21 protein-coding genes are annotated in these 24555 nt (G+C 47.6%); 12 read left to right on the forward strand and 9 right to left on the reverse strand.

Annotation, left to right across the window (positions count from 1 at the left end; genetic code table 11):
- Positions 1 to 87 precede the first annotated feature (87 nt).
- Positions 88 to 2484, reverse strand: coding sequence for an ATP-dependent helicase (locus AC27N8_RS23125; protein WP_487069782.1), 2397 nt, complete (start codon positions 2482 to 2484; stop codon positions 88 to 90).
- Positions 2485 to 2814: 330 nt separating this feature from the next.
- Between AC27N8_RS23125 and AC27N8_RS23130 the strand changes: the two genes are divergently transcribed.
- The 6 genes from AC27N8_RS23130 to AC27N8_RS23155 all read left to right on the forward strand — a co-directional run bounded on the left by AC27N8_RS23130 (position 2815) and on the right by AC27N8_RS23155 (position 7127).
- Positions 2815 to 3564: a DUF554 domain-containing protein gene (locus tag AC27N8_RS23130; RefSeq protein WP_487069784.1), complete on the forward strand. Its 750-nt coding sequence runs from the start codon at positions 2815 to 2817 to the stop codon at positions 3562 to 3564.
- Positions 3565 to 3691: 127 nt separating this feature from the next.
- Positions 3692 to 4570 carry a PHP domain-containing protein gene (locus tag AC27N8_RS23135; RefSeq protein WP_487069786.1) on the forward strand — a complete coding sequence of 293 codons (879 nt, stop codon included), beginning with the start codon at positions 3692 to 3694 and terminating at the stop codon, positions 4568 to 4570.
- 156 nt (positions 4571 to 4726) lie between these two features.
- Positions 4727 to 5044, forward strand: a complete 318-nt coding sequence (locus tag AC27N8_RS23140; protein WP_487069788.1) for a PadR family transcriptional regulator — start codon at positions 4727 to 4729, stop codon at positions 5042 to 5044.
- A gap of 61 nt (positions 5045 to 5105) precedes the next feature.
- Positions 5106 to 6191 (forward strand): hypothetical protein, encoded by a 1086-nt coding sequence (locus AC27N8_RS23145; protein ID WP_487069790.1) that lies wholly within the window; start codon positions 5106 to 5108, stop codon positions 6189 to 6191.
- A gap of 39 nt (positions 6192 to 6230) precedes the next feature.
- Positions 6231 to 6539, forward strand: a complete 309-nt coding sequence (locus AC27N8_RS23150) for a PadR family transcriptional regulator (RefSeq protein ID WP_487069792.1) — start codon at positions 6231 to 6233, stop codon at positions 6537 to 6539.
- Positions 6540 to 6566: 27 nt separating this feature from the next.
- Positions 6567 to 7127 (forward strand): hypothetical protein, encoded by a 561-nt coding sequence (locus AC27N8_RS23155; RefSeq protein WP_487069794.1) that lies wholly within the window; start codon positions 6567 to 6569, stop codon positions 7125 to 7127.
- Between the two features lie 69 nt (positions 7128 to 7196).
- On the opposite strand, the gene AC27N8_RS23160 is transcribed toward AC27N8_RS23155, so the two are convergent.
- The 8 genes from AC27N8_RS23160 to purL all read right to left on the reverse strand — a co-directional run bounded on the left by AC27N8_RS23160 (position 7197) and on the right by purL (position 19005).
- Positions 7197 to 8399: an anti-sigma factor family protein gene (locus AC27N8_RS23160; RefSeq protein ID WP_487069796.1), complete on the reverse strand. Its 1203-nt coding sequence runs from the start codon at positions 8397 to 8399 to the stop codon at positions 7197 to 7199.
- Complete coding sequence (locus AC27N8_RS23165; protein ID WP_487069798.1) at positions 8383 to 9057, reverse strand: RNA polymerase sigma factor; 675 nt, start codon at positions 9055 to 9057, stop codon at positions 8383 to 8385. The genes AC27N8_RS23160 and AC27N8_RS23165 overlap by 17 nt, the downstream gene beginning before the upstream one ends.
- Positions 9058 to 9581: 524 nt before the next feature.
- Entirely contained in the window at positions 9582 to 10274 is a 693-nt protein-coding gene (gene purN, locus AC27N8_RS23170; protein ID WP_487069800.1) for a phosphoribosylglycinamide formyltransferase, read from the reverse strand.
- 40 nt (positions 10275 to 10314) lie between these two features.
- On the reverse strand, positions 10315 to 11586 hold the full coding sequence (gene purD / locus AC27N8_RS23175) for a phosphoribosylamine--glycine ligase (RefSeq protein WP_487069802.1): 1272 nt from the start codon (positions 11584 to 11586) through the stop codon (positions 10315 to 10317).
- A 34-nt stretch (positions 11587 to 11620) separates the two neighbouring features.
- Positions 11621 to 13117: an amidophosphoribosyltransferase gene (gene purF, locus AC27N8_RS23180; RefSeq protein WP_487069804.1), complete on the reverse strand. Its 1497-nt coding sequence runs from the start codon at positions 13115 to 13117 to the stop codon at positions 11621 to 11623.
- Between the two features lie 69 nt (positions 13118 to 13186).
- The gene (locus AC27N8_RS23185; protein ID WP_487069806.1) at positions 13187 to 13960 is read right to left on the reverse strand and encodes a phosphoribosylaminoimidazolesuccinocarboxamide synthase; all 774 of its coding nucleotides are present in this window, start codon (positions 13958 to 13960) and stop codon (positions 13187 to 13189) included.
- A 138-nt stretch (positions 13961 to 14098) separates the two neighbouring features.
- The gene (gene purM, locus AC27N8_RS23190) at positions 14099 to 15931 is read right to left on the reverse strand and encodes a phosphoribosylformylglycinamidine cyclo-ligase (protein WP_487069808.1); all 1833 of its coding nucleotides are present in this window, start codon (positions 15929 to 15931) and stop codon (positions 14099 to 14101) included.
- On the reverse strand, positions 15931 to 19005 hold the full coding sequence (purL, locus tag AC27N8_RS23195) for a phosphoribosylformylglycinamidine synthase subunit PurL (protein ID WP_487069810.1): 3075 nt from the start codon (positions 19003 to 19005) through the stop codon (positions 15931 to 15933). Before purL ends, purM begins: the two co-directional genes overlap by 1 nt.
- A 557-nt stretch (positions 19006 to 19562) precedes the next feature.
- Here purL and AC27N8_RS23200 point away from each other — a divergent pair.
- From AC27N8_RS23200 to AC27N8_RS23225, 6 genes are all read left to right on the forward strand, one after another.
- A complete protein-coding gene (locus AC27N8_RS23200; protein WP_487069812.1) occupies positions 19563 to 19874 on the forward strand; it encodes a hypothetical protein in 312 nt (103 codons plus the stop codon).
- A gap of 6 nt (positions 19875 to 19880) precedes the next feature.
- Positions 19881 to 21437 (forward strand): hypothetical protein, encoded by a 1557-nt coding sequence (locus AC27N8_RS23205; protein WP_487069814.1) that lies wholly within the window; start codon positions 19881 to 19883, stop codon positions 21435 to 21437.
- 35 nt (positions 21438 to 21472) lie between these two features.
- On the forward strand, positions 21473 to 21817 hold the full coding sequence (locus tag AC27N8_RS23210) for a hypothetical protein (RefSeq protein WP_487069816.1): 345 nt from the start codon (positions 21473 to 21475) through the stop codon (positions 21815 to 21817).
- Between the two features lie 221 nt (positions 21818 to 22038).
- Positions 22039 to 22761: a hypothetical protein gene (locus AC27N8_RS23215; protein WP_487069818.1), complete on the forward strand. Its 723-nt coding sequence runs from the start codon at positions 22039 to 22041 to the stop codon at positions 22759 to 22761.
- A gap of 287 nt (positions 22762 to 23048) precedes the next feature.
- Entirely contained in the window at positions 23049 to 23666 is a 618-nt protein-coding gene (locus AC27N8_RS23220; RefSeq protein ID WP_487069820.1) for a hypothetical protein, read from the forward strand.
- Between the two features lie 154 nt (positions 23667 to 23820).
- Entirely contained in the window at positions 23821 to 24543 is a 723-nt protein-coding gene (locus AC27N8_RS23225; protein WP_487069822.1) for a hypothetical protein, read from the forward strand.
- Positions 24544 to 24555: the final 12 nt, after the last annotated feature.

Raw genomic sequence — 24555 nt, forward strand, 5'->3', positions numbered from 1 at the left:
CAATAGTCGAGGTATAGCTAGCACGAGCGATACCTCGACTATTGCAGCTTACATACTATAGATCTATCTCTTTTTATGGGATGTACATTATAATTTTTCGAGGCGGGCAAAATCCATACTCAGGCGCTTTTTGCCGTGCTTGCCAGGAAATTGGACTTCGACGAATTCTGTTCCCGATTCCATTTCGCTTTTGAGAATGATGCCATCTCCAAAGACGTTGTGACGGACACGGTCACCGGATTTGAAGCGCTGCTCTTTTGATTGAGCTGGCTCCTGTTTTCTGAATCCTCCTGACGATGAGGTGTTGCGCGTGGAGGATTGTGACGCCTGGGTTGAGCCACGACCAAAGACGCGACCTTCACTTTCTCCATAAGGATCTTGATTGAAGTCGTCTTCCCAGCTATGTTGACGCGTGGGACCGCTGGTGCGCGTGCGATTGTTGAAGGTATTGGCACTGTTTTGTTTGTTTTGCGCGGTAAGATTGCCTCCTTTGGGCGCGATGAGTTGCAAAGGGATATCATCCAGGAAGCGTGATGGTTCGGTGTATTGCGTTTCTCCAAAGACGGAGCGGCGGCGGGCGCGGACCAGATAGAGGCGTTGCATGGCTCGGGTGAAGCCAACGTAGGCCAGACGACGTTCCTCTTCGACCTCTTCGGGCTTGCTGACGGAGCGCGAGTGTGGCAGTGATCCCTCATCCATGCCGACGATGAAGACGACTGGATACTCCAATCCTTTGGCGGCGTGCAGGGTGATTAAGGTGACGGCGTCGACGGTCTCTTCTTGCATGATTGTGCCGTCTTCGCTGGATTGTACAGTATCTGCTCCGCCGACGAGGGCGACGTTTTCCAGAAAGAGTTCCAGGGCGGCGCGGGTCTCGATCTCCGAATAGTCTTCAGCCACACGACGCAGTTCCAGTACGTTCCCCCAGCGATCCATACCCTCGTTCTCGGAGGCGGCGCGTAACTCCGGTCCATAGCCGCTGCGTTCCGCAATGCGATCCAATAGTTCTGGCAGATGAAGTTCGTCGATCGCTCCTGTGAGATCGTTGATGAGTTTGTAGAAAGTTTCCAGAGCACTTTTGGCTCCCTTGCCCAGCGTTGGATGACTGGCAATGGTTCCCAGTGCCGTATAGAGTGAGCTACCTCGCTTGATTGCCCATTGTTGCAGTTCTCCTACGGTCTTGGCGCCAATCTTGCGATTAGGGACGTTAATGACGCGTTGCAGGCTCAGATCGTCGTTAGGATTGAATAGGAGGCGCATATAGGCCAGCATATCCTTGATCTCCTTGCGATCGTAGAACTTGCGACTGCCAATAACTTTATAGGGAATATTCATGCGCAGAAATTGCTCTTCGAGAGCTCGCGATTGCGCGTTGGTGCGATACATCACAGCGACGTCGCTACGCTTTTCGAGATCGCCTCGTGCCATCAGACGTACAATCTCTTGTGCCGTGTAGAGACCTTCTTGCTCCTCATTGTAGGCTTCATGAATGATGACTTTCTCGCCTGATCCCTGATCCGTCCAGAGCTTCTTATTTTTGCGCAGCGTATTTCTTTTGACAATGCCTTGAGCCGCATCCAGGATCGTTTGTGTCGAGCGATAGTTCTGTTCCAGCAGGATGATCCTGGTCTCTGGAAAGTCACGTTCGAAGCGCAAAACGGTCTCCGCGCTTGCACCGCGCCAGGTATAGATCATCTGATCATCATCGCCGACAACGCAGACATTTCCGAGTCCTTCGTGACGATCATCTGTGCCGTAGCCGAGCAACCTGATCAGCTTGTATTGCGGCAGGTTACAATCCTGGAATTCATCGACGTGCAGATAGTGCCAGCGGTGCTGATAATGTTGAAGCACATCGGGCTCACGCCGCCAGAGTTGCTCGGTCAGCATGATCAGATCGTCGAAGTCGACGCTATTATTTTTGCGCATCTTTTTTTGATACAATTTGTAGACGCGTGCGGCAACTTCTTCTACATATTTCGTTGCCAATTCGGCCATCTGATCTGGACCATGCATCTCGTTTTTTGCTCGTGAGATCAGGGCCTGAATCGTGTGGGGACGATACTGTTTTTCGTCGAGTTCGAGCTCTTTGATCGCCTGTTTGAGCAACGTATTTTGATCATCAGTATCCAGGATCACAAATGAACGCGTTAAGCCGAGAGGTGCCAGATGATCAGCTTCGGTGCGCAGGACGCGCGCACAAATAGAGTGAAATGTCCCGATCATCATCTCTTTGGATTCATTAATTCCTACCAACTTTTCGAGTCGTTCCCGCATCTCGCGGGCGGCCTTGTTGGTGAAGGTTACGGCCATGATGCGCCATGGAGAAATATGTTCGTGCTGCACCAGGTACGCAATACGATGGGTGATGACACGTGTCTTACCGCTGCCTGGGCCTGCCAGTATTAATAGTGGACCTTTAGTTGTTGTGACTGCCTCTTTTTGTGGTTGATTGAGGCCAGTTAATAAATTATTTTGTTCCAACATCATCATCCTCCCGGCGCAAAATAACAAGTATATCAAAAGCATAGAACAATATATTTGGCAAGAGAAAATCTTTTCTGTTTGTCTATTGTCGCTGTAAACCGAGGCTATTGTACCACAGAATATTCCCAGGAGGCACCCAAAAAGGACCCGTATCTCCTCGTTAATGACGATATATTAATGACAATTTAAGTTGCTTTCTGTGTGCGTCGACATTGCTCTATATGCTATAGTTTTCCTGATAATTTCGCGCTTTTTGTGATGCTCTTTGATTGGGATTGGCTGTGGCTTTTTGTTATATCTTACTGTTATCTTGCTGAGGAACTTTGTATGATTGGAACATTGATTAATTTCACAACTGTCATGATTGGTGGTGTGATTGGTTTGTTGATCGGGACGCGTTTGCCCGAGAGGATTAAAGCGATCGTTATCGCCTCCATTGGTCTGATTACGATTACAATCGGTATCTCTTCCGGTATCTCGACAGAAAACACCTTAATTCCCTTACTCGCGCTGGTAATTGGCTCGGTAATTGGTGAGTTGATCGATATAGATAAAAGAATCAATCAGTTGGGCGATTGGTTGAAGTTACGCTTTAATCGTGGGAATGATACGCAGAACTTTACAACCGCATATGTGATTGCTAGTCTGCAATTTTGTGTCGGCCCTTTAACCATCCTGGGCGCGATCAACGATGGCCTTACTGGAGACTATCGCTTGCTGGCCATCAAGGCTGTTCTGGATGGCATTTCGGCGATTATTTTTGCCAGCACCTTTGGTGTTGGGACCTTATTTGCGGGCGTAACGATCTTAATTGTGCAGGGAGGAATCTCATTGTTAGCCAGCTTATTAAAGCCTCTATTAGTATCCGATCCTCATCTAAGTATGGCGCAGCAGCCACGCGTGATCGAGTTAGCCGCCGTCGGTGGAGTTATCCTGATTGGCCTGGCATTAAATATCCTCGATATCAAACGCATCAAAGTTGCGAATATGCTGCCAGCCCTGATTATTGCCCCTCTGATTGTGGCACTGCTGGACACGTTTAGTATCCCTCTTAACTTCGGATTAGGTGGACATTGAACCTGGGATCTATTTGCTAATCTGGGCGGCCGCTGCTACTTTTGGGTAAAGCGAGCTTGTGATACGATTAAAGAGAAAGAACGCAATCTTTCTCTTAACCTCATCATTTTTCGAGAAGGAGTTTACCTTGGCCCGCCTGCTTATGAATGTCACATTACAGCCAGATTCAGCGATCGATCTGCATATGCATACGACCTACAGCGATGGACGCTGGCCTGCTCAGCAAGTGATAGATTTTCTTGTCAAAGAGGGTTTTGATCTGGTCGCGATCACCGATCATGATCGTGTCGATAAAGTTGCCGAGATCCAGGCATTGGGAGCCGCCCAGCAGTTACCGATCTTATCGGGTGTTGAAATGAGCACCTCATGGAATGGTCCCGTTGGCAATGGACGCATGGGAGATATGCTCTGTTATGGTTTTGATCCAGAGCAGAACGAACTGGCTGCATTGACCGCTAAAACCGTCCGGCTTCAGCTTGAAAATACGCTTCAGGTCAACGAAACGCTGCTACGCAATGGATACCTCTTTCCGCGCCAGGAAGAGCTGCTGGCCGAGAATGGAGGCCAGTTGCGTTTCCCCGCCGATAACGCCAGGTTGTTGCGCGAACATGGATATGTCCAGAGTATGCAGGATGGCATCAGGCAGATGCGCGATGCTGGTTATTATTCCGTGCGCTCCGATATGGCTGAAACTGTCGATGCTGTCCATCGCAGCGGCGGAGTCTGTCTGATTGCGCATCCCGGACGTCGCGAGGGTAGCTTCACCTTCTACGAAACATCATTGTTGGATCAGCTCCGCGCAGAGATTCCCATCGATGGCATTGAAGTGTATCATCCATATCACACCTCCCAACTCGTGGAAGAGTATCTGGCCTATGCGCAACAGCACGACTTGCTCCAGACCACAGGATCAGACTCACATTATATCCCCGGTCGTATGCCAATCAAGCATCGAGCAGAGATCAGCAAGCGCTTTCTAGAACGCCTGGACATCCCCATCAAGTAGCATTTTGCCTTGCTGTCAAGACAGAATGCTACTTGACAGCAAGACAAAATGCTCATTTTGGCTTGACAGGTCCTTTTTTTTGCCTTATTATTCAGTTATACTTAGTAATTGATACTGTATAGATGTGTTGATTTACAAAAGCGGGAGTGATTTTTTATGCCGAAACATTTACCTGAACTCGGGCGCTTCTCCGATCCTTCATTACTGATTCTTTCCAGTCTGGCAGGAGGATCCAAACATGGTTACGCGATGATTGAAGATATCCACCAATTTAGTGGGACACTTTTAGAACCAGGGACACTCTATGGAGCTATTGGACGTCTGGAACAGCGGGGCTGGATCGAGGCATTAGAGAGCGAGGAGCGTCGCCGTCCTTATCGCATTACTGCTAATGGGATCGTGGTGCTGCAAGAGCAGCTTGCTACGATGAGCCGTATTGTTTCAGTTGGCCAGGGTCGTCTTCAGCTGATCTGATGAGAGCTGGACGATATATTGATGAGTACATTAATAACAAAACATGCAAAGGATTGTAGTTATGAGAATTATTATCTGGATACTCTCTCTTTATCCCCATCAATGGCGTGAACGCTACCAGGATGAAATGCTCGCGCTACTCGATCAGCATACCATCACGTGGAAGACGAGCTGTGATTTATTGTTGGGTGCGTTGGATGCTCGCCTCGATCCTGTCTATCGTGGCAAACAGGGATTTTTCTTGCAGCGTTGGCACGACAGACAATTTTTATTGTATTTATATATCAGCGCATTCGCGATATTTTTGATCGCACTAAACTGTTGGATAGTAACAACTATTCTGCTTAATTCTACCTATGGTAATGTCTATACTGTACCAATTAATTTAACAGCTATAATGGGACCAAGACTTGTTGTTTATCTCCTCTTTATTCCTCTCTTGATAAATACGATCTCAAGCTTAAAAAATGGTGTAAGAAAACGTAGTACAAGCATCATACTTTACGCTTTGATATGTCTGGGTTGCTCAATTATGTTTGTGTATCCCGCTACGGCCTTTGGCCAAAATTTTTCAACTATGTTAATAGTAAATACGCTCTTAGGAATGAGTGGATGCATGGCACTCTTTACTATCGGGGTCAAGGGGGTGAAACAGCTAAGGGCTCATCGATACATGCCAGTTTTTTGTGCCTTTGTGATCAATTTTATGATACTGATTGCCTCAACCCTCTACCTGGGTATGTTCGCACAAGATAAATTTCATGCGACCCTAAAGCTGCTTTTGTTGGCACCCGTTGAGTCAGTCCCTTATCTCTCAATTGGTGCCCTTGTACTCATCCTGGCCGATATGAGATTGCATAAACAAGGCTGGCGTGTCGTGCAGGGAATGGGAATTTTGATCGCACTTTACACAGTGATTGTATCTGTGGTGATCGCGATCTGGGGGTATAACTTTTTGATGGCGAGCAGTATGCTAAGTGGTATATTCCAGCACGGCTTAACATTCTCTACTGGCAGCTTGATCATAAATACCCTCGTTCTTATCAGCATGTTAGGACTCATCCTCCTTGTGCTTATACGTACCTTCATCGTAGCACCTCAGCCAGAACGTGAAGCAATGGTCATGGAGCAGATGGTGAAGTACTAGCACAGGTAGCAGCCAGAGAGCCTGGCCGGAAAGGAGTATATGATGCCGAAACAATGTGTGCATCTGGGTCGCTTTAGTGATCCTGCTTTGCTTATCCTCTCTAGTGTTGCCATAGAGCCAAAGCATGGCTACGCATTGATAGAAGATATCCAACAATTTAGTTGGGTATCTCTAGAGCCGGGTACCCTCTACGCAACACTACGACGCCTTGAGCAGTATGGCTGGATTGAGGTGTTGCAATGTGATGGCCCTCGTCGTTTTTATCGTATCACTATGACTGGAATGACGTTTTTACAAGCGCAGTTTGGCACGATGCGCCGTATTGTTTCCATTTTGCGAAGATCATAAGAAGTAATACAAGTAAAAATACTTTGGTTGTTCCTTATTGGTTTTATCTTTGCTGCAATACTTATCGTGTTTATTGCGTCAGAGCAAAGTGGCGTGCAGGCAAAAAATGCAAATACTCAGCTTGTACCAAATTCTCCTCTAAGTCGTCAGCAGATAGCTAAACATAATTCTTCTAACAATGTTGGTCAGCCAGCTATCAACTTAAATCAGCCATCTGTAAATGCGAATGCATCAAATAATATAACATCTCCGCATATTAAAATTACTGATGTGCAGTCATATGTATTAAAACATTCTTTTCCTGGTGGATCAGTTATTTCTGTAGCATCCTTAAAAATACTTTCTATTGACTTAGTTACTAGTAAAGTAGTTTCTGATCGCTTGCATGGTGAAGAAACTGGATTACCAGATACTTCACTTATTTATTATGTTAAATTACAGGGACCTTTCTCTACTGCGATGGTACCAACTGCTCCAAACTCTAAGGTTTTACCACCTTCAAAGTTTGGTGTAGAGGTATTTGATGCTCAAACAGGTAATTTGCTGCTTTGGGTTATATCGATTCCGGATTCGAAGATTAGTTTTTAACATGTAACATATTAATTTCAGATTTATATTTAATAAATCTTTTGAAAATCCTCTGTAGAAATTTATTTCCTAATTTTTATGTAAGTATTTATTATCTCCTATATTCTTTAATGCTTTAGATGTAGCTGTGGCATGTAATATAGGAAGCGGTACTGGTATACTACAGCTTTTACAAGGGTTGGTTTTTTCCTCTTGTCCTGCCAAGTTATTATATTCAGTTTGAGTGATCACTTTGACCGGATTGTCCAAACGTAAAAAGATGTGAGAAGTACTCGGTTTTGATTGTCCTGATGTTGTAATTTGAAAAAAAGCGACTCCAACATATTCACCCACAGGACCATTCCAAGTAATGGCAGGCAAATTATCTTGATTAATGTAAAAGTCTCCACTTAGACTGGATGCTGGATAGAGTTGTTCTAAAGGGCTGAGATGCCAAGAGGGCGTCTTATTTGCGGATATCCCTTGAATAATGATATGTTGACCAACTCGATTTAAGTACGGAATTTGTATAACACCAACTGTAAAATTACCTAACTTTCCTAAATACTGAATCTTCGTAGTTAGCTTTATTGTCTTATTTGGCTGAGAGGGAAGTGTCGAGATGACTTCGATCGATGATATTTCCTCTTGGTTTGAGGAATTGTCAACATAGAAAAAACGAAATCCTTGGGATGAGATATCAATGTTTTTGATTGCAAAAATATCTGCTCCGTTATGCTCAATAGTCTGTGCCTCGTCTAATTTCCACGGTACAGGTGCTGGCCTTGTTATGTTTGTGCTATTCTGGCTGATTCTATGTGGTGATAGCTGTGGTATTAGTATAATAGCAAGTATAGCAATGCAGAACACGGCGGCAAAAAGGCCGATGTACCACACAAGCTGTCTTTTAGGCTTTTTTTTCCGCTCTTGTATCGGTGATAGTTCTTGTATTTTTACAAACTGATCTTGATATCTTTCCTCTTTTACCTCTTCTCTTTGTTTGCTGGCAATTATTGTGAGCGCGGTTTCGGCTAGAGCTGATGAATGGCGAATACGATTTGTATTTGTAACATAATCTCTCGTTTCACCTAAATTTGCCGTAATTTCTTGCATCTTTAACAGAGTGTGTAGTTGAGATATGCTTACAAGCCATTGTTGGCACCCTGTGCAATGAGAAAGATGAAGTTCTACTTGTGCCTTTTCATCCTTTTCAAGCTCATCAGTTGTATAAGCGTCGAGTAAAGATATCAACTCTGTGTGTTCGTTAGCCAACATCTCATCCTTTTTTTTCATTATAAATCTCACCTTTTTCTATATGTGCATAGAAAGAACGTAAATTAATTAATCCTCGTGTAATTCGCTTACGTACGGCTTCTTTGCTTAAATGTAATTTCTCTGCAATTTCTGAGTATTGCTCATCTAGGACAAAGCGGAGAACAATACATATAGCGTCTTCTTCTGAAAGATATCCTAATGCCTGTTGGAGTAGTTCCCGGGTAACATAGCGATCTTCCAGTGTTGCATCACCTGTATATGACATGAAAGTTGTATATTGATGCAAGAGATCTTGATCGTTAGATTCTATCGAAATAGTTCTGTTTTGATTGGAACTTTTCTTAAGAAATGTTAAGGCTTTATTCGTTGCAATTCGATAAAGCCAAGGAGCCAGTGGATGATTCATCACGTCGTTAATATGATATAAGTGGTTAGGCTTTTTCTTTGTGGAGGGAACTGTGGTTTCTGGCGTTTCCCATCGAGGTAGGGCATAATAGGCTGCAACAAAAACCTCTTGAGCAATGTCATGAGCGTTTTCCCAATTATTAACTAAAGCGTACAAATAGTTTAATAGTGATTTTTCATACAAAATGACTAACGAGCAAAATGCATTATGATCACCATGAATAGTTCGTTGTATCAAATCAAGTTCTTCTATTTCTAATGATGCATCCATTTCCAATCTCACTTATGTGATTTGTCGATCAAAAGGCCTTTCAATCTACAAATAGATTTACTTTCACCAATTAATTTCAATGTATTCCATTATCCTTGTGTATTTATCATGCAGAAGATAGTGAAAAGTTATCTCAGTGCTTGCTTTTGATTTGTACCGGAATTCCCCCTCTAAATAGAAGAACTAAAAAAATCATCCAAAGCGGACAAAAGAGAGGTATTTAGCAGATATGGAAGATTACTTATTGCTTGTTTAAATCTGTGTGAGTCTCAAGTACTGCTAAGTATGAATGTGGAAGAGTCATAGAATGTACATATCAAGTCAGCGATTTTGGTGGAGGGTATGAGATAGCTCACAGCATCGTAATACAGATGAATGTAAAGTTTTTGACTTGAAAAACATGATTTAGCATATAAGTATATGCCTTAAGTTTTAAAAATAAGGTAAAAGGAGATAGATAATAAATAACGCAGATATAGCAAAATGGACTTATACTGCTTTGTTATACCTGCGCATATCCCCCTTTATCTGGCGCTACTGATCATGCGTTGCTGTTCGGCGTGACTACGGATGGCTTCTACGACGAGCAGATGCTCTTGTATCTTGAGCTTTTCGTGCAAGGTGTCGGCGGTATCCCCTGGCTCGATGGGTATCTCGGCCCGCCCGATGACAGGGCCGGCATCGACGGCCGGTATGACGTAGTGGACGGTGCTCCCTGTGACTTTGTGGCCTGCTGCAAGAGCTTGTTCGACGACGTTGAGTCCGCGCAGCGCTGGTATGACGGTACCATCGCTGGTGGTGTAGGTCTCTGCTCCGTCGTCGGGTAGGAGGGCGGGATGAAGGTTAATGATGCGCTGTGGAAATTGCGCTGTAAAGCTGGCGCTAAAGATACGCATCCAGCCGGCCAATACGATCAGATCGGCCTGAAAGAGCCGTAGGAGGGCGCTGATCCGCTCTTCCGACTCTTCACGTTGCTTCTTCCATGGGATGTAGATGGCTGGCAGCTTGTGCTTCAGTGCACGCTGTAGTCCCTGCGCGTTCGCTTTGTTACTGATGACCAGCACGATCTCAACGTCTGGTAACTGCTGGCTCTCCACTGCATCGATGATTGCTTGTAAGTTGCTTCCACTGCCTGAAACGAGTACTGCGATGCGCAGTGGTGTTCTCTGCTCTCGTTCTGGCTGGTTGCTGGACTGCCTGGGTTCGATACCACTCATCCCGATTATCCTCTTCATTTGCTGCTTCTGTCGGCTGGATTTATTGACTTTCCAGACCGCGATGGGCTATGTCTTTGCGGTAATGCATACCTTCAAAAGAAATATATTTAACGGCTTCGTAGGCGCGATCCACGGCTTCGCGCAGACTATTCCCACGGGCCACGACGCTCAGAACGCGTCCACCGGCTGTGACGAGCTGATCGTTCTTCAGCGCTGTACCGGCGTGGAATACATGGACCTGATCCAGCTTGTTGGCCTCTTCGATCCCGCTGATGGGTATCCCTGAACGATATTCTCCAGGATAGCCGCCGGAAGCCACGGTCAGGCTGATAGCTGATCCTGGATGCCAGAGCGTATTGGGATCAAGTTGTTTCCCATGTCCAAATTCGAGCACATCCAGGATATCCTCTTTCATGAGCAGCATAAAGGCCTGTGTCTCTGGATCACCGAAGCGTGTGTTGTGCTCGATGACCATCGGACCTTGCTTTGTGAGCATGATATTTGAGTAGAGGATACCAGAGAAATCAATCTCAGCCTCTTTAAGCGCATAGAGCGTCTTGTCGATAATTTGCTTATAGACATGCTCATAGCCTGCCGCGTCGACAAAGGGGAGTGGTGTGAAGACTCCCATGCCTCCGGTGTTGAGTCCCTGATCGTTGTCGAAGGCACGTTTGTGATCCTGCGATAAATAGAGTGGGAGGTAATTGGTCCCGTTACAGATCGCGGTCGCTCCGATCTCGTCTCCCTCAAGATAATCTTCGAGCACCACGACGTCGCCTGCCGGCCCAAAGACACGATCGACCATCATTTGCTTGATTGCATCCTGAGCGGTCTCCATATCGAGCGCTATGATCGCGCCTTTGCCTGCGGCATTGCCATCCGCTTTGATCGCGATCGGAGCTCCGTGCCGCTCCAGATAGGTTTTGGCGAGATTATAGTCACTAAACGTGCGATGTTGCGCCGTAGGAATTCCGGCGCTTGTCATCAACTCTTTGGCGAAAGCCTTACTGCCCTCAAGCATCGCGCCCGCTTTGACTGGACCGAAGACGTTCAGTCCTCGCTCACGGAACAGATCGACGATGCCATCGATCAATGGTGCTTCGGGGCCAATGATAGTCAGATCGATCTGGTTCTGTTCGGCGTAGGAGGCCAACTCGTTGAGCTGGCCTACACCTAAGGGAACTCGTTCGGCGTACGGGGACATCCCTGGATTTCCTGGAGCCGCGAAGATCTTGGTGATACGTGAACTCTGCGCTAGTTTCCAGACGAGCGCATGTTCACGTCCACCTGATCCTATGACCAATACGCGCATAATAGGTGAACCTCCAATTAACTACTTGCCGGGATTACTGTCCCTTTATCGCTGCATGGCGTGGGAAGAATGTGGCATGTTGTGCCGAGTGCTTGGCTTCCGCGATGGGATCAAATGGCCAACCTTGTTTTTCCATACAACCATAGCAAAATTCTTTGTTCAGAAACTCCAGTGCCGTCTCGTCATTGGTACGATGCTGGGGAGTCTCTGCCGTCTGGATTGCGCGTCCCAGGCCTGCCATACTTACATAGCCCAGGCTATCGACGCCAATATAATCAGCGATCTCCTGTACGGTACGTCCGGCGGCGATCAGCTCGTCTTCCTGTGGGATATCGATGCCGAAGTAGCAGGGATGACGCAGCGGCGGAGCGCTTGAGCGCAGGTGGATCTCTTTGACGCCGCGATTGCGTAGCGCTGAGACCAGTCGCTTCATCGTATTGCCACGCACGATCGAGTCATCGACGATCACCAGCCGTGCTCCTTCAACCTTGGGCTGCACGAAATTGAATTTCAGGTCAACTTCCAGTTGTCGCAGGCGTTGGTCCGGTTTGATAAAGGTGCGATCGCTGTAGCGATTCTTGATGATCGCCTGGCTGTAGGGAATGCCCGCTTCGGTTGCATAGCCAAGTGCGGCCGGAATCGATGAGTCGGGTACGGGCACAATCAGATCTGCCTCGACGGGATGCTCTCGGGCGAGCTCGCGTCCCAATGCTTCGCGGACATCATAGATGTAGGCGTCGTTGAGACGGCTGGTGGCATCCGAGAAGTAGATGTGCTCGAAGACGCAGAGAGAGGTCTTCTGAGCTTTGACCAGCAGCTCGGAATGCATCCCATTCTCGTCGAATGTGATAAATTCTCCGGGCTCGACTTCGCGCACATAGGTGGCACCCATGCGATCCAGGGCACAGGATTCAGAGGCGGCGATCCAGCTCTTGCCAATGCGACCGATACAGAGTGGGCGCATGCCCCATGGATCACGCATGGCGTAGAGTTTGCCCTCGGCCAGCATCACCAGACTGTAAGAGCCACGCAATGCTGGGAAGACTTCGATCATACGCTCGCGCAAGGTCTTTCCCTGTGCGTAAAGCAACATGAAGGCGATGATCTCGCTCTCAGTGGTTGAGGTTAAGACTTCGTCGGGAAAGAGGTTACGTAACATATCGCCGTTGACGATATTGCCATTGTGGGCCAGGGCGATCGTCTCATATTGACCGCTGCGCTCACCAACCACAAAGGGTCCTGCATTTTCCACACAGCTGGATCCTGTGGTCGAATAGCGGACATGTCCAATTCCGCAATGTGTTTCGGGCAGGCTGGTCCCTGAATCTTGAAAAACTTCGCGTACTTTTCCCATAGCCGCTCGATGGACGATCTGATTGTTGGCATCATAGACTGCCATGCCCGCGCTCTCTTGCCCTCGATGCTGTAAGGCCGTTAATGCCAGGGTGATGTAACGCCGTACGTCGAGACTATCGTCGTCCTGTGGCATATAGATCCCTACTATTCCGCAAGCGTCGTGTAGTCGCTCCATGCTTAGTTCCTCGTTATTCTGCTCTTAAATAAGATGCTATAACCTGAAAAATTATACCGGTTCGATGTTTTAATTGCTTTCCGCTGGGTGTAGCTTCCCTGTCAGATCGGCCACCAGTGCATAGCGATCGGCAATGCCTTGCAGCGCTTCTGGTGTGACCTCCTGAAGGTTGCGATAGACCTGCTTATCCAGCATACGAGATTTGTCGCCATCGGGCCACAGTCGCCAGCTATCATTGTCGATGACATCGGCCACCAACAGCTGTCCCTGTGGATCGCGTCCAAACTCGATCTTGAGATCTACCAGCGTCACATTGACGCTCGCCCAGGCTCTTTCGAGCACATCGAAGACACGACGCCCTTCTTGAGCCATCCATGCAATCTCGTCCTCTGTGGCCAGACCAAGCTTGATGATATCCTCTGACCAGATCTGTGGATCATGGCGTGCATCATCTTTGAGAAATGTCTCGATCAGCACAGGATCAAAGCGTGTTCCCTCTGCCACTTCGGGATGGCGTTTGAGGTACGATCCGGTGGCGATGCGACGTTGTACTTGCTCGATCGGGAGCATGACGCAGCGCTTCACCAGTAAGGTCGTGTCATCAATTTTTTTTACAAAATGGGTGGCGACGTTGCCTTCATTGAGCAGTCGAAAGACATTCGCTGTCGTGATCGTGCTCAAGCGTGATTTGCCTGCGATTTCATTCCGACGAGCACCATCGCCCGCAGTAATCTGATCTTTGCCTAGCATATAGACCAGGGAATCATCGTCAGGATAGAGATAGATCTGTTTGGTTTTGCCCTCAACCATTAAGGGGCCAAAGAGAACATTACTATTGGTCATAAACGGGAGATCCTTTCTTGAAACCCTGACCTGTTACGATGAAAACATGCATAGATGAAAGAGTCTTATCTTTGGCAGAGAAGCTCTTTCTTGTTAAATAATTCCATGAATGAGAGACGAGTGCGGATGATATAAATGTCACTCGAGTAAGACACCTTCGCCTTTGGTGATCTTGCCGATCGTCTGTAACTCTGGTAGCCGGCTGCGAGCCTCCAGGGCCGCTTTGGGCGCCAGAACGATGATCATGCCGATCCCCATATTAAAGGTGCGATAGAGCTCTTCTTTTTCAATTTTGCCCAAGCGGGCGATTAATTGAAAGAGTGGAGGGACTGTCCAGGATTGTGTGTCGATCAGGGCTTGTGTGCCTGCTGGTAGGATGCGTGAGATGTTTCCTTTGAAGCCTCCACCAGTAATGTGCGCGATCCCTTTGATATAGCGTCCGCGATCCTCAAGGTATTCGTGCAGCAAGCTGACCTCGTACAAGTAACTGCGATGCGGTCGGAGGAGCGCATCGACCAGAGGTTCGCCCAATTCGGGAAAGACTGTATCCAGGGGATAGTCTGCGAAGATGCGTCGTGCCAGCGAATAGCCGTTTGTATGCAGTCCACTGGATGGGATGCCCAGAATGGTATCACCTTCACCGATGGTTGTGCCGTTGAGTGCGTCGTCTTCTTCGACGGCACCGACGATGGTGCCAGCGAGATCAAAGGCTCCCTGTGTGTAGACATCGGGCATTTCAGCCGTCTCGCCACCGAGGAGAGCACAATCGGCCTCTTTACAGGCGTTGGCGACTCCCTGGACAATTGTGGCTGCCTGGACTGGATCTAGCTTGTTGACGGCCAGATAGTCCATAAAGAAGAGTGGTCGAGCTCCCTGGGCCAGCAGATCGTTGATTGAATGGTTGACGATATCGTAGCCGATGGTGTCATAGCGCTTCGCCTGCGAGGCCAGGAGTGTCTTTGTGCCCACTCCATCAGTTGAAGCCACCAGCGCAGGTTTTTTCATCTTCTGGAGCGCTTTGGCCCGAAAGACGCCCGCGAAGGCTCCAATGCCGGCTAGCACGTTTGGACCTTGCGCTGCGCGGACAGCCTCTTTCATCAGACGCACTGCCTTCTCGCCAGCCTCGACGTCGACACCGCTCGCGGCGTACGTGTTCTTCTGGCTCGATGGCTCAGATGCTGATTGATCAAGAGATGCCTGTACATAAGCGTAAGCATTCTGGAAGATCAACAGGCCATCGCCCTGATCGCCGACCAATCCGCGCCGCAGTGGATGCTGCATGGCGTTGAGATAGCGTTCGGGATGAGGCATCAGGCCGAAGACGTTGCCTCGTGCGTTACAGACGCCCGCGACGTTTCCGACCGATCCGTTGGGATTGTCTGGATAGCTGATCGGCTCTTGTGCTTCGGCTGTGTTGCTGGCGTAGACCAGAGGCAATTGACCGCTGGCCTTCAGGTTGGCGATATCTCCGGTAAAGACAAATTGTCCCTCTCCATGAGCCACTGGTATCTCGATCGGTCTGTCGATGCCTTTTGTGAATAGACAGGCACTCTTTTGCGTTGTCAGGGTCGTCCAGCGACATTCAAATTGTGCCGACTCATTCTCGGTCAGAGTAGCGCGTAAAGAATCATCTGACACATTCCCCGGCAGCAATCCGAGACGTACCAGAACCTGAAAACCGTTACATATTCCCAGCACTGGACGCCCCTCGTCGATGAATTGTCTCAGCTGAGAACCCAGATGGAGCTGTATTTTCCTGGCTAAAATGGTGCCAGCTCCCAGATCATCTCCATACGAGAAGCCGCCTGGCAGCACGAGAAAATGATAATCCAGTAGCTCTTCGGGGGCTTTGACAAGCTGATTGATATGGATCAGATCGGTCTCAAAGCCGGCCAGACGACAGGCTTGAGCCGCTTCACGATCACAGTTAATACCTGGCGCACGTAAGACTAAAGCGCGTAATGCAGCCATCAGGCCTGTCCTCCTTTCCATGAGTTTTGCAACTCGTCGACATCCACCTGGAACAATTCTGTTTCACCGTTCTGGATGATGAGTTGCGACGCGTTCGTAACTGTACCAATCCGATAATATTCTTCAAGGGCGTTGGCTTGCAGGTATTTCTCGAAGCTTCCCAACTGCTCGGGAGTTACCTCGACGAGAAAGCGTGTGGCCGATTCGCTGAAGAGTTTGGCGAGGATAATGGCTCCGGTGCTGAGCGTTTCCGCTCCCTGGATGCCAAAGCGACCAATATTAATCGTAGCACCTCGGAGACCTGCCAGAGCCATCTCCGCGCTGGCCACAGCCAGACCACCTTCAGAGAGGTCGTGACAGGAGCGTACCAGACCCCGTTGGATGGCTTCGCCCAATGTCTTCATCGTCTGGAAGGCGTGAGAGACGCGAACCTGAGGCACCGAAGTCTGTGGAAAGAGCTGCTCAAAGGAGACGGTATCGACGACTTCTGCATAGTGCGATCCTGCCAGCTCGTTGCGTGTGGCACCGATCAGATAGAGCAGGTTGCCGGGCGTCTTCAGTGACATATCGATCGTGGGTGTCGTATCCTGGATCACGCTGACCGCCGAGATGATCAGGGTCGGCAGGACAGGTAAGCGACGTCCCTCGGTGCGATATTCATTATTCAAGCTATCTTTGCCGGAGATAAACGGAGTGCCGAAGCCGACCGCTGCATCATGACAACCTTTGACTGCGCGGACCAGCATTCCCAGTTGTTCTGGATCAGTGGGATTTCCCCAGCAGAAGTTATCTAGAATCGCCGTGTGCGTGACATCTCCTCCAACGGCGGTCAGATTGCGCAGAGCCTCGTCGACGGCGTTGACTGCCATGTGATATGGATCAATCTTGCCGTAGAGCGGATTCCCCCCATTTGAGAGGACGACGCCAGCTTTTGAGTCTGGATCATCTTCTATGATCGGTTGTAGGACCGCTGCATCGCCTGGCCCATTGCCAGCCAACCCGACCAGAGGCTTGCGCACGGTCGCGCCCTGTACCTCATGATCGTAGCGGCGTACAACCTCCTCTTTGGAGGCGATCGATGGATGTTTTAAGAGTGCGAGCAAGGTTGGTAACAGTGAGCGCTGCACTGTAGCGGGAATATGAGCATCTGTTTTGGTTGTTTTTTTCACCGCCGGACTGGTTGCTACCTTTGTCCAGACTGCTTCTAACGTTCTGGAGGGGATACCGTTATGGAGAAACTTCATATCCATATCGGCGACGACCTGACCTTCGTATGTCAGCGTGAGCCGACCATTGCCAGTAAACGTCCCAAGGATACTTGCCTCTACCTCTTCGATCTCGCAGATACTGAAAAGCTCGTCGATATGCTGGGGCGGGACGGCCAGAATCATGCGCTCCTGCGCTTCCGAGAGCCAGATCTCCCAGGGAGCCAGTCCCTGATATTTCAGCGGAGCCTTGGTCAGCTCAACGCGAGCGCCAACTTTTTCGCCCATCTCGCCAATCGCCGACGAAAAACCACCGGCTCCACAGTCGGTGATGGCATGATAGAGACGGCGGTCGCGAGCTTGAATGATCACATCGGTCACCTTTTTCTCAGTGATCGGTGCACCAATCTGGACCGCTGTGCCAGCCTGCGTATTAATCTCCAGGCTCATCTCGCCCGAGGAGAAGGTAGCTCCGTGGACGCCATCGCGTCCGGTGCGTCCGCCGAGTGAGACGATCAGATCTCCCGCCTCGACCTCGCGTGGATGACTGCCATGAGGAAGAATCCCCAGACAGCCGCAGAAGACCAGCGGATTGTATGTGTAGCCTGGATGATAGATGATTGCTCCGTTGACGGTTGGAATCCCCATCTTATTGCCGTAGTCACGGATACCGTTGATAACTCCGCTGGCGATTCGTCGCGGTGGCAACACGCCAACGGGAAGCTCGTCGGCCGGTGTATCGAGTGGGCCAAAGCAGAGGATATCTGTATTGGCAATCGGCTGCGCGGAGACGCCAACGACGTCACGAATCACGCCACCGACGCCTGTATTTGCACCACCAAACGGCTCGATTGCCGAGGGATGATTATGTGTCTCGACTTTGAAGGCCACATCCTGTGTCTCGGTGAGGCGGATGATACCGGCATTATCGCTGAACGCCGAGACCAGCCAATCCTGCTTGACCGCGTCTGTAGCGCTGACAATATACTGCTTGAGTAGACCAGAGATGGTTTCGTCTTCAATAGTCGCGCCATTGCTATCTACTTCGCGATACTTCACCGTCGCCTTAAAAGTCTTATGCGAACAATGTTCGGACCACGTCTGAGCGAGCGTCTCTAATTCCACATCGGTAGGTTCGCGCTGCTCTTCTTGATAGTGCTGTTGGATGGCACGCATCTCTTCCAGATTGAGCGAGAGAAGTCCGGAGCGGCTGACCGCGAGCAATTGCTCATCGGTCATCGCTGAAATAAAGATCGTATGTGCCGCATGGACAGCCGAGTCGCAACTGTCATTGTCGACCTGCTTGCCGCTCTCTGGGATACTGATAGGTGGCAACTCATGAGCCGAAGTTGCGCGTTCCCGGGCTGATGTTAACGTATACTGCTGAATAACTGCATTAAATAATAGCGCCCTGGCGATATAATGTGCCTCGGCCTCACTGAAACGACCATCCAAAACGGTACGTCGTCCGGTTTCAACATGCTCCAGCCCGGTGATCCCCACCATCTGCGCACTCTCGATCACGCTCTCCGCCAGCGTATCGGTCACGCCAGCATGAAAAAACACATCGACAATATGTTCTGTCGCTGTGTTTTCCTGGTTGTGCCGATCAGTTATCACCTTTGCCTCCTGCACCACTGGATCAACTAAAAGTTGCTGAATGAGTTGATCAATGTGCTCGGTACTCAGGTTTCCGGTGATGTGGTAGAGCTGTGATGTATGAATGCCTGGCTGTGAGGGTGCGGCGGATATCTCCGCCAGGGATGGAAGATGTTGGCTCGGTAACTGCTGTATTTCATGAACAAGCTTGCGTGCGTGGACATCATAACGCTCCGCAAGTGCTCGCACTTCTATTTGATATAGTGTCACGGTCCTCTGATCCTGGCTGGTTGCCCGGATGTTTGAATGACATACATCCAGGTGACTGCTCGTTATAGAATATCTGGTACGGGTCTCATCCGCTGGGACAAGCCCATTGTAGCACCTTTTTTTCAAATATGGCAAGCCATGCCGCTCAACCCTGCTGAGGTTTACCTTCCCCCAACGCTACTTCAGTTATATTTATGTACGCACATTATGACAATGTGACGAGCATTGGATGATATAAGTGATATTCTCTTATTCATAGGGATACAAATAAAAAAGAATCAGCTACTCTTTTATGAGTAATTGAAAAGATATGATAATCAACTACTCTTTTGTGAGTAATTTGAAAAGGAAGGAAATATAACCTTGACAAATAAATAGGTCAAAAATATACTTTTCTTGATATCGATACTTTTCTATCCTGACATATTTGGAGATGAACAAGCGTTCTTTTCTTGAATCTATCTATGTCTCTTTGTTTTATATGGATATATGCCAGGAGAATGTGCTGGATGGAATGGGGATGGATGGGAAGGATAGTCAAGCAGCGATACCATATTTTGAATAGTTGGAGTTCGCATGCATCATCGTATTTTTCGCATCCTGCCGACGCGAGATGGATCTCGTGGGCGGGGCAAACATTCGTTGCCTTTTTGGATGTCGTTCTTTCTCGTTTTCGTCGTGCTTACCTTATTCGTGAATACTTTTGGAACTGTGATACTCTGATCTGCTGGCATGTCGCACTGCCCAATGGCATCATGGAAGAGTTTGGCTGTACCAATGAATCACGCCAATCCGCCACCGACGCCAATGGGGTCTTTTATCCCTATCGTTGGGATCTCAATCTGATGGTGGATCGCTTCGGCAATTAGATTCGCGTGCATTATCAACAGAATCGCCCCGGCAACGATGTGCGCGATTCGACCATGTCCTTTATTGAATATGATGATCCCACATGTCACAATACCTCGTACGCCAGCAACGCGGTCACCGCTGGCTGTAGCACCTGGAATCCCCAGGTCACGATCGCGCTCAATGCCAAGACCGCGGCCGATCATATTCTGGCGGGTGGGACCGTCTGTGATACCTGGAGTGCCTCAGAGGCCAATCGCTGCAACGTGCCGGAGGATCTCTCGGGATCAGGTGGGTTACCGGCTCCCAAAGCGTTCAATACCTTTGTGCTCAACAATATTATTATCCAGTCGCAGGGTCAGGTTGAGCATCGCTATGAGTTTACCTACAATCAAAAGCCTGCTTATACTGTTCGGGATGCATTGAGTGGCCTCAATGAGAGTGTGGCGGGCTATCTGCTGTTACGCCGCATCGAGGAGTGGGGTACCGATGCAAAGCCATTGAATGCGCCTATCACCAACATGTCCTATATTGCAGAGACCGAGCATTATGAAGCATCCGATTCGGCGCACCCGGCACAACCGGCGACGAATTGTGGTCCGGCCTGGACGCCACACCTGTATGATGGAGGTCCCTGTTGGCTCTGGCAACAAACCTATAACAAATATTTCATCCAAAATCTGGATAATGGTCGAGGATGGAATGAGACGGTGAACTGGGCGGAAGCCCACGGCAATACCCATAATACTGGTAGTGAAGGCGCAGGCAATAATGCGCTCACCTGTAATAATTATCGGACAACAGATATATTGTGTGCCAAGGCTGATGACCGGAGTTGGAGTCGCATGGTGGTCTATAATCGGACTGCCGTCACCAATGGTGTCTCGTCGACCTGGCAATATCAATATTACGTCAGTACATTGACGGCCAAATGGTGTGATGCATGTATCTATGGCTACACCTGGGGCGATGTCAATGATGAAGATTATGCCGATTATTACAACGGACAATTTACCAGCTTTGCCCATGTCCAGGTGACCCTGCCTGATAACTCATCTCAGCAGCACACGTTTTACTCGACCAAGGGATGGGGGCTTGCGAGCAGTAACATTGAGTGTGACTACCAATACGAAACAGAGCCGAAGAATTGTGGCGTTGATCCCTACTGGGACCCAGATCCAGGTTTAGCCGGACGAGAAAAAGAGGTTCTGAACTATGGTATCGATGGGAAACTGCTCTCGGCCCAGACCTCGAATTATCTTACCATGTGTCCCCCACCTGGGGTGGGTCACAGTAGTGGCGCTGGCGGAGCTCCCAATGATGTTGGAACGCAGTATCTGACCAGCCAACTGGATCGCAATAATCCCGTGGTGGTCTGTGATCCTCGCGTCACGCAGACCGATACCTATCAGGTGGATGGCGTGACCGACGAAAATGGCTATCAAAGTAACGCCAATGTGGTGCATAAGACGACGACCTATAGCTATGATGGCGATGATCAGGGAACGAGCCATATCTCGGGCTATCAGTACTTAATGTTGCTAGTGATTTTACTACTATTGGTTTGGCTCCTTTTAGCTTAAGTACAGTGATACGTACAGTACTCGGAGCGGGTGCTATGGGTGTCGTTGGTGGTGCTATATCCCAGGTATTCACCAATATATTCAATCCAACTTCGCCAGATCCAAATCCTAAAATAATTAGTGCTCAGGCAACAAAGATAGCTCAACAGCAAAAGATTATAAATGCCCAGTCAACAACGATAGCAGAAAAACCTGCTACTACACCGGTAAAGGGTTCATCGTTCGAAACAGAAACGATTGCACCAATCAATTATAATCCTGCTTACACTGTCACTACTTTTTCTTACGCATCTAACCCCTCTTTCAATTATAATGTGTATTCTGATGTTGTTAACGATTATTATGTGAGGGTTAATTCTCATAGAATGATTTTGAGTTAGCTACTTAAGAAGGAAAGAGGAGGTAGAAATCCAAGTAAAAAAGTGACATGTTGAGTGTGGTTGGCAGACTCTACGGGCCTTTTTTGACCCGTAGAGTCAAGATTGTTTAGCTTTACCCTACAAGCTAAGTTCTATTGCAAGGATGCTCTTTATTTCAGCATTCTAGAGGTAGTCTGAGAAGCCAAACTAAAAATGTGAATCATAAAGAAGGAAGTTTTAATTTGGGTAATACGATGAAAAAAAAACAACTACATGTGTATAAATGCTTGACCTTTTGTGGGCCAGAGATCAGAGAGCTCATTCAATTATTTCAAACTCACCTTCAGAATGTTGAGATCATCATTGATGGACTCCCCATTACTGATAATGCGCAGCTTGAACGTTTTGAGCAATTTGATCCACCATATCAAGCCACATCTTTAGTGGCACAGGGATATACTTTTGGTACGGTGGAGAATACTTCAGAGCAGAACGATCACGACCTTATCCGATTAGAGATGAATCCTATTTTAGCAACTTTGCTCGTGAATGATCGGGTGAGAGAAGAGAATACTGATTTTTTGACGCAAGTAAAGTCTTTTATAATCAAAAATACGAATTATAATATTCAGTCTTTGACGATATATAAATCTTTATTAACTCTAACTCCATCAGTAACGCTGGTTATAGTATTGGGAGAGCAACTAATAAAAGTTGTTTCCATTCCACAATTTCTTCTTGCAGTAGGCGCAAGTATCTTGTTGTTACCGTTGACGTGGTTTCTTAATATTGTTATCGTCTCCTTTTTGAAAATGGAGACGACCGTTTTTCTGTTTCCTGGGATAATAAAGACCACACGCGTCTATGGTTGGAGAGAAGCGATCGGCAGGGTACTTGTGGCTTTGGTGCTTTGCATTGCTTTCTGTGCCTGCAATTTTTTTGTGATTCGCATGCTCTGGGGATAATACGATGAGTACTTTTCCTTTCACTATGACGAATGGGAAACGGAAGAACGTATGAATGATGCTCTTGATCAACATACGATCGAGAGCATTCTTTATAAAAGGGCGTGATCGAACGATCCAGCGATCTAGTTTACATAACATGCTTGGATGTTATAGACATAGTGGGTACGGATATCACCACAATTATAAAACGCACAAATCTTAGTGATTTGTTTATATAGACGAGGTAGAATAGAGCCGAAAACTCAAGGTGAGTCAATTCACGCCTGCTCAGGAGAAATGACGCTATGACGCAAAAACATGCCATCAATCTCTCAGTTGAGGATGCTCACATCGTTGCCAGCAGCCAACTTGGTGCCCCTTTATCAATCTACAGGTTGAGATCGGGTGTGCTTCGACTCTATCATCGAATGAGCATCTTTTTGTTTTGCGTAAGTATAGCAACCTTGATATTTATCATGCTTGTCAACCTGAAGTTATGGCATGATCGCCTGAATGGATCTCCAGGTTCACTACTGGAGTATGTGCAATTTGTCTTTTCGTGGGATTTTTTTACTTTTGCCACTATCGATGCCTTCTTTGGATGCTTGGAGACTCAGGTAATGGTTTGGATTGTCCGGTTGATTATAATTCCCCGGGTGAGATCTGAGCACATCGTTGTCTGCGAAGGAGGTTTGCTCTATTTCACAAGGAAGATACGAAGGAACTCGGTGCAAATAATCCGCTGGACAGATATTTGGAAAATCGAGAAAAATTGGATTTTTCCTGGCTATGAACTTTTTTATGCTCAGGGGGTGGTTCCAAAAACACTTTCACTTGGTTGGGGGTATAAAGATTTCAATACTCTGGTTATCCAGATCAAGCAAAAAATGGGTGAAAACCCCAAAAAATCCTCAGTTGAGTAGGTGAAGTAAATGAATATATTCATTTTTGAGGAAAGATTTTTCAATTAGCTATTCATCGAGTACTGATTCCTTTCATTTCCCGGTTGGACAGGCTACGTATCCATGTATTATCCCTCTGTTTGCAAATAGATGCATATTTGAGAAGTGGAAAAAGATGCAAAAAACACAGTATTCATATACATGTCTGGAGTTTTTCAAGGAAGACATTCAGAAATTGGTTATACTCTTTCAAACGCATCTCCAGGATGCTGATTGTGTCATTGATGATCAACGCATTCTTAACGATATCCAATTTGAACAATATGTCGTGCAGCTGAAAAGCATCAACCCGAGTTACCAGATAAAATTTCTGGAAGCACAAGGCACTGTTGAGGTGATCCAGGAGGGTACTGACGTGCAACAAAGGGAACATCCACGTCTCAGTTTGAATATAAACAAGACACAGGCAACCTTAATTGTTTGGAAGGATGTTGATGATCTCGAGCCTGGCGTAATTTCTGAACTGAGAGAATTGTTCGCCAGTCGTGTCAATCGGGTTTATCAAACATCAGTTATGTGCTCTTTTATCTTCACTTTTGTAGCCCCGTCTATTTCCATCCTATCCTTTGCGCAACAACATCATCTCAGTTTTTTTAGAGAAATTTTATTAGCTGTGGTAGGAGGTTTTTTATTAGGAATTACAACTTTCACGCTTTTCATTTTCATCTTGCGTTTTTTACGATTGGACACACGTAATTTTCTTCTGCCTACCATTGTAAAACCTGGACAAAGATATTATAGGTGGCGGGAAACAATAAGTACCATCGTTATAGCACTTATTCTCATGGTGCTGATTACTATTATCATCTCTTCTACACTCCGTATCTTGTGGAGATAACCAGCCAGGCAG

This window comes from Dictyobacter sp. Z7_2, assembly GCF_057551105.1.

Excerpts from the sequence above, each read along its gene's own strand:
- AC27N8_RS23130 (WP_487069784.1), top strand. The coding sequence starts at position 2,815 with ATGATTGGAACATTGATTAATTTCACAACTGTCATGATTGGTGGTGTG.
- AC27N8_RS23140 (WP_487069788.1), top strand. The coding sequence starts at position 4,727 with ATGCCGAAACATTTACCTGAACTCGGGCGCTTCTCCGATCCTTCATTA.
- AC27N8_RS23145 (WP_487069790.1), top strand. The coding sequence starts at position 5,106 with ATGAGAATTATTATCTGGATACTCTCTCTTTATCCCCATCAATGGCGT.
- AC27N8_RS23150 (WP_487069792.1), top strand. The coding sequence starts at position 6,231 with ATGATGCCGAAACAATGTGTGCATCTGGGTCGCTTTAGTGATCCTGCT.
- AC27N8_RS23160 (WP_487069796.1), bottom strand. The coding sequence starts at position 8,399 with ATGAAAAAAAAGGATGAGATGTTGGCTAACGAACACACAGAGTTGATA.
- AC27N8_RS23165 (WP_487069798.1), bottom strand. The coding sequence starts at position 9,057 with ATGGATGCATCATTAGAAATAGAAGAACTTGATTTGATACAACGAACT.
- purN (WP_487069800.1), bottom strand. The coding sequence starts at position 10,274 with ATGAGTGGTATCGAACCCAGGCAGTCCAGCAACCAGCCAGAACGAGAG.
- purD (WP_487069802.1), bottom strand. The coding sequence starts at position 11,586 with ATGCGCGTATTGGTCATAGGATCAGGTGGACGTGAACATGCGCTCGTC.
- purF (WP_487069804.1), bottom strand. The coding sequence starts at position 13,117 with ATGGAGCGACTACACGACGCTTGCGGAATAGTAGGGATCTATATGCCA.
- AC27N8_RS23185 (WP_487069806.1), bottom strand. The coding sequence starts at position 13,960 with ATGACCAATAGTAATGTTCTCTTTGGCCCCTTAATGGTTGAGGGCAAA.
- purM (WP_487069808.1), bottom strand. The coding sequence starts at position 15,931 with ATGGCTGCATTACGCGCTTTAGTCTTACGTGCGCCAGGTATTAACTGT.
- AC27N8_RS23210 (WP_487069816.1), top strand. The coding sequence starts at position 21,473 with ATGGGTGTCGTTGGTGGTGCTATATCCCAGGTATTCACCAATATATTC.
- AC27N8_RS23220 (WP_487069820.1), top strand. The coding sequence starts at position 23,049 with ATGACGCAAAAACATGCCATCAATCTCTCAGTTGAGGATGCTCACATC.
- AC27N8_RS23225 (WP_487069822.1), top strand. The coding sequence starts at position 23,821 with ATGCAAAAAACACAGTATTCATATACATGTCTGGAGTTTTTCAAGGAA.